This is a genomic window from Faecalicatena sp., assembly GCF_058819085.1.
In genome coordinates, this window is sequence record NZ_JBZUUL010000012.1 from 108,230 (window position 1) to 117,504 (window position 9,275).

Consider the following 9,275-nt stretch of genomic DNA (forward strand, 5'->3'; position numbering starts at 1 on the left):
AGGCATAAAAACAGGGCAGGCAAAATAAAACATCTTATGTAACTAGATACATTCCTTTGTGACCTCGGCATGATGCCCTCCTAATTATCTTCCGTTGTATTGCAAGTATGTAAAGCATCCTCTCACTTATAAAAAAGGAAAAACTTTCGTATTTGCACTCGTAATCACATTCTAGCACAAATTGAAATTTCTTGCTATCATTTACTTTGTAAAGTCGCAAAGTTACTGTTCACACAGTATTTGTAAAATGCATCATATAAAAATCACCATGGTATGGTGATATGCTAAACCGCATCTCTGCTGCTGATCACACTTCCCACGGGCACCTCCTCCACTAAAGCCTCCTTTGTCCAGAAGCCGACTCTGGTATCTGGTTCTGCCTTGACCGTTTTATTAACTTCCCCATCTTCAAATACTACCATTTTTTTCACTTTTACAAGCTTCCTCGATCCATCTGCATGAATAATCCAGACCTGATCACCGACAGACATTCTTCCACCTTTCAGGATACCTGTGATAATACAGCCATCTGAGTAAATAGAAAATGAATCATCGACACACAGCATATAAATGTTTTCCATACGACACCTCTGCTTTCTCCGTGCTGTTACCTATTCCGATTCCAGATGATAAAAAAGGCTGCGGTCAACACATTCTTTTAACTTTTCCCGAACCTCATCTTCATTAATCTCGTATTCCTTCTCTACCACAAATTTGATCCCGTTATAATCCATCATACCTGGCTGCACTTCTATCTCTACAGTCTTCCCGGACTGTACATAACAGCTTTGCCTAAGTGCATGTAAAAACTGGATAAACAAAAGCTCAAACTCTTCATAAGGAACATCCTGTATCAGGATCACATTCGTATTGCTCATTCCCTGCCTCTGTAAAAGACCATACTCTTCGGCATACATGCTTATCGTCTCATATTCCAGGGTATCTTTCAGATCATCATAATCAGTACTGTCAGACTCCCATGCCAGGTGAAAACATTCCGGCGCCCCTTTACTCTCTATCGTATCTACATGATAATAATCTATCTCTTCCTCATCATCAGGGACAAAATGAAATCCGTCAAACACCGTTGCATCCGTTTCAATGACCGAACATGGAATCTGATATTTTTCTTCTATATATATTTCTAAATTTTCAACAGCATGGAGCTTCTGTATTTCTTCCTCTTCTTCGGAGTTATGAAGGCTTACAACCCATAAAAAAACAATTAAAAAACCGAACCAGACCGGAGCAAGTCTCCTATTGCGGATTTCTTTTCTCTGTTTTTCACTTAGCAGCTTCTTTCCATTCAGAACGTCATTCAGCAATTTCCAATCTTTCAGTTTGTCTGGTATTTCCTTTTCCAGCACCTCTTTTATCTGCTCTCTCGTCCTTTTTTGAAACGTCAATGTCCCGATTCTGTAGGTCAGCCTTTTTAAAAAGTCCGGATGATGAAGCGCTTCCAGGAAAACTGGTTCCTGAATATATCCACACCAAGACCTGTGAGGCTGTATGCCGCGCATTTTCAGGAAATCATCCAGCCTGTCCAGCGCAATATCCGGAAGAAATGCATCATACAAAGCAGTATGCACTTTTCTTCGTTCTTCTTCCTTCGCATACTTTTCTGCCAGTTCACTGACTTTCTGAGCTTCCTGCCAGGCAGCATCATCCTTTGTTTCACTCGTTATAGCCGGGAGTGCTTCTGGTTCTTCCGGTTCTAAGCCTTCTGATTTTGCCAGCCGTAATGCCGTCTCATATGCCTGATGGATCTGCTGAAACTTTTCCGGAAATTCCTCCGGATGATATTTAGCTGCTTGTTTTGCATACGCTCTTTTTATCTTTTTGATGTCACTGGTCGGTTCAATATCAAGCAGTGACCAAATGTCTGCTAATCCACTCATTTTAACTTGTCAAATGTCCTTTCTCCAGCCAGGACATAAGCTCCTCGTCCCAGTCTTCCTCTGCTTCTTCCCGCTTTGCTTCCTCATACCATTTGGAAGAAAATGCCTGGAATTCATCCTGTGTAGAGAAAACATCCAGGCTTTTTTCCGCCGCGTCAAGCGCCTTCAAAAAGCGTTCTCTCCCCTTTTTAATCTTCATCACATCCTGCGTTTCCAGCAGATATTGAAAATACTGCATTTGACTTAAAAGGAATTCACGCAGTCCCGGTCCGGCCTGCGTATATAATGACTCGCACCTTGAAATCAGGTATACATTTTCTTCTCTTTCTCTTGGGTGCAGCTTTAATTTCTGCATTCCCTTTAAAATCTCTTCCACCTGCTCATTGTTCATTCTATTTTTCTTGTCAACAATTACAAGATGCCTCATCTCATCCGTACTGAGAACTCTTGCATCTATTTCCAATATTCCATTGATATCATAAGTAAATCGTACCTCTACCATTTCTTTTCCCGCCGGGGCAGGAGGAATCGGCATTCCAATCTCCCCCAGAAGCATATTGTCTATTGCAAGAGGTGATTCTCCCTGATAGATATCAAATTCTACATATTTCTGATTATCTACAATTGATACATACAGTTTTGATTTACTGACTGGCAGTGCAGTGTTACGCTCAATAATCGGTGACATAACTCCGTCCTTGATCTCTACCCCAAGTGTAAATGGACAGACATCCGTGAGAAGCATATCTTTAATATCCGCTTTCCTCTCCTTAATCCCCGCATATGTTCCGGCCCCCAGCGCAACGATCGTATCAGGGGAGCCTAAAAAGGCGGTTTCCTTCTTTAGAAAATGCTGCAGATACAGCCTCACTGACGGCATTTTACACGATCCGCCAACCAGAATGATACGGCTGATATCCGCCCACTCAAGCTCCGCTCCATTCACCGCCTGCTTTAATGGTTCTATCATCCTCCGAAAGATTCCTGCAGATGCCTGAATCATTTTCTCCGTATCAAACATCAGCATCTGTGTTCCACCGTTATAATGTACCGCCATCTGTGCTTTGTCTGCTTCTGACAGGGCTATCTTACATGCCTCCGCACTTTTTAGTATTGCCGCCTGTTCTGATTCTGAAAGGCTCTTATACTCAATCCCATGCTCCTTACAGAAGTATTCAGCCATCGCCAAATCAAAATCACAGCCTCCCAGATGGTTATCCCCACTGACAGAAATGACATTGATGATATTATCAAAGCATTCCACTACAGACACATCCAGTGTTCCTCCACCAAAATCAAACACCAGCTCCGTTGTCTCCTCTTCCGGATACAAACTCTGACAGGCCAGCGCCGCAGCCGATGGTTCATTGATGATCCTCTTCACAATCAGCCCCGCCATCTCTCCGGCACGTTTCGTTGCCTCCCGCTGCGCATGATTAAAATAGGCCGGTACACTGACGATTGCCTCCGTTACCTTCTCCTTGAGATAAACCTCGGCATCTTCCTTTAACTTTTTCAATACAAATGCTGAGAGTTCTTCCGGTGTATAGCTCATCTCTCCCAACTGATAAACCTTATCTGTTCCCATAAACCGCTTGAATGCAGATACGGTACACTCCGGGTATGAGATCAGACGCTCTTTTGCCGTCTTACCAATATAAAGTGTTCCCTGCTCATCAATACTCACCACACTCGGCGTCAGCATCTCACCAAATGCATTCGGGATCAATTCACTAAATCCATTCCTCCACACAGCCGCCAGACTGTTTGTCGTCCCCAAGTCAATTCCTATTACTGCCATTTGTCTTCCCCCTTCTATGACAAAAGTATCCTAATTACTATAGTAAAATATATTTTATATTTCTGCAATAAACAAATACGGAGGAAGTAATTATGAACAGCGACTATATCACCTGAACAGTTGGAGAAAATGAATTTTTCAAATTAAATAAAAAATATACAAAATTCTGTTGACATTTGAGGAAAAACATAGTATTATATCATTTGTAACGAGGGAACAACAAAATAACGTTACGAAATGCGGAAGTGTCGGAACTGGCAGACGAGCAAGACTAAGGATCTTGTGAGCAATGCGCTCGTGTGGGTTCAAGTCCCATCTTCCGCATTATTGAAAGAGTAAGGAAACCTTCTTTTATTAAAGGTTTTCTTTTTTTTGCTGATAATTATTTTCTAATTAAAAAAGGAAGTATCGCTTTTAAAGGCAATACTTCCTTATTTATTTTCTCAAATATTCTTACCGCTTTTTTACTCCATATTCCCCGGGAATCTTGGAATTCCATCGAAGCCGGCCTTTAGATCTTCATCTGTCGGGATGTAATCTGTCATCAGGCCGTCATGGAACTTCTCATATGCATACATATCAAAATATCCGGTTCCTGTCAGTCCAAAGAGGATGGTCTTCTCTTCCCCTGTCTCTTTACACTTCATAGCCTCGTCAATTGCAACCTTGATCGCATGGCTGCTTTCCGGCGCCGGAAGGATTCCCTCCACTCTTGCAAACTGCTCTGCCGCCTCGAATACTGCGGTCTGTTCTACCGAACGTGCCTCCATGTATCCGTCATGATACAGCTGTGACAGGATGGAGCTCATTCCGTGATATCTTAAGCCTCCTGCATGGTTTGCAGACGGGATAAATCCGCTTCCCAGTGTGTACATCTTAGCCAGCGGGCATACCATACCGGTATCGCAGAAATCATAAGCGAATACGCCTCGTGTCAGGCTTGGGCAGGATGCAGGCTCTACCGCGATAAACTGGTAATCTGCCTCGCCTCTTAACTGCTCGCCCATGAACGGGGAGATCAGGCCTCCTAAATTGGAACCGCCGCCTGCACATCCAATGATGATATCCGGCTTGATTCCATATTTGTCCATCGCGATCTTTGTCTCCACACCGATAACGGACTGATGCAGCATTACCTGGCTTAACACGCTTCCCAGAACATATCTGTAACCCTCTGTATGGGTTGCAACCTCAACCGCCTCTGAGATGGCACATCCAAGACTTCCTGAGGTTCCCGGATGCTCTGCCAGGATCTTTCTTCCGATCTCGGTCATCTCTGACGGAGAAGGTGTCACGCTTGCTCCATATGTCCTCATCACTTCTCTTCTGAACGGCTTCTGCTCATAGGAGCATTTTACCATATATACCTGGCAGTCCAGATCCAGATAAGAGCAAGCCATAGATAAGGCTGTTCCCCACTGTCCCGCTCCTGTCTCTGTAGTCACACCCTTCAAGCCTTGGTCCTTTGCGTAAAAGGCCTGTGCAATGGCGGAATTCAGCTTGTGGCTTCCACTGGTGTTATTTCCTTCGAACTTGTAGTAGATCTTGGCAGGCGTCTTAAGTTTCTCCTCCAGACAGTAAGCTCTTACAAGCGGTGCAGGACGGTACATTTTATAAAAATCTCTGATTTTCTCAGGAATCTCAATATATCTGTTATCATTGTCAAGCTCCTGTTTAACCAGCTCCTCGCAGAATACAACGCCGAGTTCTTCTGCTGTCATCGGCTCTAATGTTGCAGGATTCAAAAGCGGTGCCGGCTTATTCTTCATATCGGCACGTACGTTGTACCATTCCTTCGGCATCTCGCTCTCTTCCAGATAAATTTTGTAGGGAATTTTGTTTTCTTTCATTTTCATGATCTCCTTTCAATTCTTCCGGGATAAAAAAGTATAAAAAAATACTCCTATCCCTCACAATAAATTATTGCAGGGACAAGAGTAAATAATTTCTAAATCATATAACTCCTGCGGTGCCACCCAGCTTGATGCGGCAAAAAACGCATCCTCTCATGCATACAGACATATGCCGAATTTGTTAACGGAGTACTCTCTCCGGCTTACCTACTCCACTTTTCAGCTCGCCCTCAGAAGCCCATTCCTAACTGCCTTTTCCTGCCGCAATCCCACCATCTGCAGCTCTCTGTGCGGTAAGTACAGAAAGTACTTGCTCTTCCTCATCGGTTTATAGAAACTTTAACACGATAAAATTCTATTGTCAAGAGTTTTTTCCCGGTTGTTATTAGAACACAATTTATATATAATAAGCACATAATCACAAGCAAAAGGAGGCAGTGGAGTCATGAATAAAATCTTAATTATAGATGATGACAAAGAATTATGTGCATTATTACAGAAAAGTGTTTTGATAGAAAATATTAAGGCAGACTGCTGTCATTCAGGAAAAGACGGGCTTAACGCACTTACACAGACAGAATACCAGCTTGTCGTTTTAGATGTTATGATGCCTGGGATCGATGGGTTTGAGACGCTGGACCGGATCCGTCAAATAAGCAATATACCGATACTCATGCTTACGGCCAAAAGCGACAGCAACAGTAAAGTCCGGGGATTGAGGGCAGGTGCAGACGATTACCTAACCAAGCCTTTTGATATCAATGAATTTTCCGCCCGTGTCATTTCACTTATCCGGCGCTGCGGATATCTGGATTCTATAAATAATTCATCAGGAGAATTAGTTTACAAAGGCTTAAAGATCAACTTGGATGAGCATAGTGTGACAACAGAAAAAGGGACCTTCGAATTACCAAATAAAGAATTTGAGCTGCTCCTATATCTCGCCCGCCACCAGGGGAAAATCCTGACAAAAAAGCAGATATACGAAGCCGTCTGGAAGGAAGAATACTGCTTTGATGATGCCAACATCATGGTCATGATCAGCAAGCTCCGCAAGAAGATCGAATCGGAATCAGGCGGGTTACCGATCATCCAGACGGTCAAGGGAATGGGATACCGTTTCAATAAGGAGGTGTGATATGCATTCTAACTTGTTTCTCCTACTCACCTTAACTGCCCTCTTTTTCTTATTGCTCTCACTGCTGCTTATCACGAAGCTGATCCACACCAAAAAGCAGCTTGCCGATATGGCGGATGCAATGGAAGAAATCTCTAACGGAAACGGAAACATGAAACTACTCGCACGCCAAAGTGATCTGACCGCACCGCTGGTATACCGTATCAACAAGATCGTATCCGGCTACGAGAACCGTATCATTGTGATGAAACGGGTGGACGAAGCCAACAGACAGCTCATGACAAGCCTTTCCCATGATGTACGCACTCCTCTTACGACATTGATCGGTTATCTGGACGCTATACACAGAGGAATCGTAACGGGTGACGAAAGAGCTTCCTATTTTGAAACAGCACGTAAAAAAGCTCTTGATCTGAAAGATTACATTGATGTCCTGTTTGACTGGTTTAAACTAAACTCTGACGAGCTCGCCATTACTATGGTTCCGGTGGAAGCAACAGAGTTTACCCGGAATATCCTCAAAGACTGGATTCCTGTCTTTGAGGAGAATGACATCGAATATGACATTGAATTCCCGGAGTGTCCCTGTAAAATTAAAATTGACCAAAACGGTTACACCCGGATCGTAAACAATCTGATTCAAAATGTGATCACACACAGCCGTGCTACATATATAAAAATCACCATGAGTATGCAAAACAATACCATCCGGTTATGCGTAGCTGACAACGGCATAGGCATCAGCAGAGAGGATATCCCTCATATTTTTGACCGGCTGTATAAATGTGATAAAGGACGATCCGAAAAAGGCAGCGGATTAGGCCTTGCCATCACGCAGCAGATGGTTGAAAAAATGAATGGAACCATCGAGGCAGACAGTATCCCCGGTGAAAAAACGATCTTTACTGTACAGTTCCCGCTTGCTCTTAGACAGACTCCCCGTTTTTAAGCGGGGAGTTTTTTCTGCCTGAAAATTTTTAGGTTTGTTTTAGGTTGAAGTTAGGTTAAGGTTAGGTTGGAGTGGTAAAGTTTATATTGTTAGATCACACAATACTGCAGACAATAGGAGGAATTGCATTATGAACAATTATATGATAAGAACGCATAATCTTACTAAAGTGTATGGTTCGCAGAAAAGCGTTTCGGACTTAAACATCCATGTCAAAAAAGGCCGCATTTACGGCCTGCTGGGACGAAATGGAGCCGGCAAGACTACGACCATGAAAATGCTTTTAGGCCTGACAGAACCCACGTCCGGCTCTGTCAGAATTTTCGGAAAGGATATCCTGACGGAGGAGCAAAAGATCCTGCCGCGTATCGGCAGCCTGATCGAATCCCCTGGTTTTTATCCTAATCTGACGGGAACAGAAAACCTCCGCATTTTTGCAGAAATGCGCGGTGTGCCGGAGAAGAATGCTGTCAGGAAGGCTTTGGAGCTGGTGGGTCTGCCCTATCGGGATAAAAAACTATTTTCCCAGTACTCCCTTGGCATGAAGCAGCGTCTGGCAATTGCCCTGGCGATCATGCACGATCCCGAGCTTCTGATCCTGGATGAGCCGATCAACGGGCTCGATCCGATCGGAATCGCGGAGGTACGGAGATTCATCCGCAACCTATGCACTGAGCGCGGAAAGACTATCCTGATCTCCAGCCATATTCTTTCGGAGATCGCACTATTGGCTGATGATATCGGGATTATTGACCACGGTGTTCTCCTGGAAGAAAAAAGTCTGGAGGAGCTGGAAAAGAAAAACGGAAAGTACATTCACTTTATTGTTTCGAATACGGCTCAGGCGGGACGTATACTGGAGAGAGTATTTCACACATCCGTATTTCGTATCGGGGATGATCATAATATGATGCTGTACGATTTTTCCCTGAATACAGCAGCCATCGTTCACGCATTTGACAGTAATGGGATAGATGTCAGTGAAGTGCACCTTTGCGAGGAAACATTAGAGGATTATTTCAAGAAAGTAACCGGAGGTGAGGGAATTGCTTAAAATGATCAAATGTGAATTCTGGAAGTTAAAGCGCAGAAGGATGATCTATGCACTTTTATCCCTTGCACTCTTCTTCCCGCTTATCTTAGTCTATATGGCGAAGAGCGGCATGGGGACAGATGAAAGTATACATTATCTGCAGACAAGATTTGATTATGCCTACACCATGATGCTGGGATATGGCCTGGTATTCCTCATGCCCTGTTTGATCGGCATTATAGCAGCCGTTTTGTTTTTCACGGAACGGGACTGCGATACGTTTAAAAATATCCGTACGATCCCGGTCTCAAACACCAGACTCATTATGACAAAGATCATCATGCTTTTTCTTTTCAGCACCTTTTTCTGCGTCATCAGTACACTGGCCGTTGCCTTATTTGCTAAGCTCTTCCATGTGGGCCTTGTTTACGGGATGACCTATAAGATCATAATGAGCATTGTATTCGGTATACTGATCGTTGCAGCATCGCTGCCAATCGTTCTGCTGATCGTTTATTTCAACAGAACTTTTCTGTTAACCATCCTGATGTCCTTCTTTTACTCTATACTGAACTGGGGATTGCTCGGAACAGTCGGTACATC

The 9,275-nt window shown here is 43.6% G+C and carries 8 protein-coding genes and 1 tRNA gene; 5 read left to right on the forward strand and 4 right to left on the reverse strand.

Annotation, left to right across the window (positions count from 1 at the left end; all coding sequences use genetic code 11):
- Positions 1-284 precede the first annotated feature (284 nt).
- From AC4OGX_RS06240 to AC4OGX_RS06250, 3 genes are read right to left on the reverse strand one after another with little or no spacing between them, the layout of a single operon-like run.
- Positions 285-581, reverse strand: a complete 297-nt coding sequence (locus AC4OGX_RS06240) for a hypothetical protein (RefSeq protein WP_493329157.1) — start codon at positions 579-581, stop codon at positions 285-287.
- 30 nt (positions 582-611) lie between these two features.
- On the reverse strand, positions 612-1,898 hold the full coding sequence (locus AC4OGX_RS06245; RefSeq protein ID WP_493329158.1) for a J domain-containing protein: 1,287 nt from the start codon (positions 1,896-1,898) through the stop codon (positions 612-614).
- A gap of 1 nt (position 1,899) precedes the next feature.
- Entirely contained in the window at positions 1,900-3,699 is a 1,800-nt protein-coding gene (locus AC4OGX_RS06250; protein WP_493329159.1) for an Hsp70 family protein, read from the reverse strand.
- Between the two features lie 239 nt (positions 3,700-3,938).
- On the opposite strand from AC4OGX_RS06250, the gene AC4OGX_RS06255 reads away from it, so the two are divergent.
- A tRNA-Leu gene (locus tag AC4OGX_RS06255) sits at positions 3,939-4,023 on the forward strand.
- Between the two features lie 140 nt (positions 4,024-4,163).
- Here AC4OGX_RS06255 and AC4OGX_RS06260 read toward each other — a convergent pair.
- Positions 4,164-5,549: a TrpB-like pyridoxal phosphate-dependent enzyme gene (locus tag AC4OGX_RS06260; protein ID WP_493329160.1), complete on the reverse strand. Its 1,386-nt coding sequence runs from the start codon at positions 5,547-5,549 to the stop codon at positions 4,164-4,166.
- Between the two features lie 448 nt (positions 5,550-5,997).
- On the opposite strand from AC4OGX_RS06260, the gene AC4OGX_RS06265 reads away from it, so the two are divergent.
- The 4 genes from AC4OGX_RS06265 to AC4OGX_RS06280 form a co-directional block, all read left to right on the forward strand.
- Positions 5,998-6,690: a response regulator transcription factor gene (locus AC4OGX_RS06265; protein ID WP_493329161.1), complete on the forward strand. Its 693-nt coding sequence runs from the start codon at positions 5,998-6,000 to the stop codon at positions 6,688-6,690.
- Position 6,691: 1 nt separating this feature from the next.
- Positions 6,692-7,639 carry a sensor histidine kinase gene (locus AC4OGX_RS06270; RefSeq protein ID WP_493329162.1) on the forward strand — a complete coding sequence of 316 codons (948 nt, stop codon included), beginning with the start codon at positions 6,692-6,694 and terminating at the stop codon, positions 7,637-7,639.
- A 130-nt stretch (positions 7,640-7,769) separates the two neighbouring features.
- Entirely contained in the window at positions 7,770-8,693 is a 924-nt protein-coding gene (locus AC4OGX_RS06275) for an ABC transporter ATP-binding protein (protein WP_493329164.1), read from the forward strand.
- Position 8,694: 1 nt separating this feature from the next.
- Positions 8,695-9,275, forward strand: a 581-nt coding sequence (locus AC4OGX_RS06280; RefSeq protein ID WP_493329178.1) for an ABC transporter permease, incomplete at its 3' end; no start/stop codon positions are given.

Coding starts and splice junctions, on each gene's coding strand:
- AC4OGX_RS06240 (WP_493329157.1), bottom strand. CDS start 581: ATGGAAAACATTTATATGCTGTGTGTCGATGATTCATTTTCTATTTAC.
- AC4OGX_RS06245 (WP_493329158.1), bottom strand. CDS start 1,898: ATGAGTGGATTAGCAGACATTTGGTCACTGCTTGATATTGAACCGACC.
- AC4OGX_RS06250 (WP_493329159.1), bottom strand. CDS start 3,699: ATGGCAGTAATAGGAATTGACTTGGGGACGACAAACAGTCTGGCGGCT.
- AC4OGX_RS06260 (WP_493329160.1), bottom strand. CDS start 5,549: ATGAAAGAAAACAAAATTCCCTACAAAATTTATCTGGAAGAGAGCGAG.
- AC4OGX_RS06265 (WP_493329161.1), top strand. CDS start 5,998: ATGAATAAAATCTTAATTATAGATGATGACAAAGAATTATGTGCATTA.
- AC4OGX_RS06270 (WP_493329162.1), top strand. CDS start 6,692: ATGCATTCTAACTTGTTTCTCCTACTCACCTTAACTGCCCTCTTTTTC.
- AC4OGX_RS06275 (WP_493329164.1), top strand. CDS start 7,770: ATGAACAATTATATGATAAGAACGCATAATCTTACTAAAGTGTATGGT.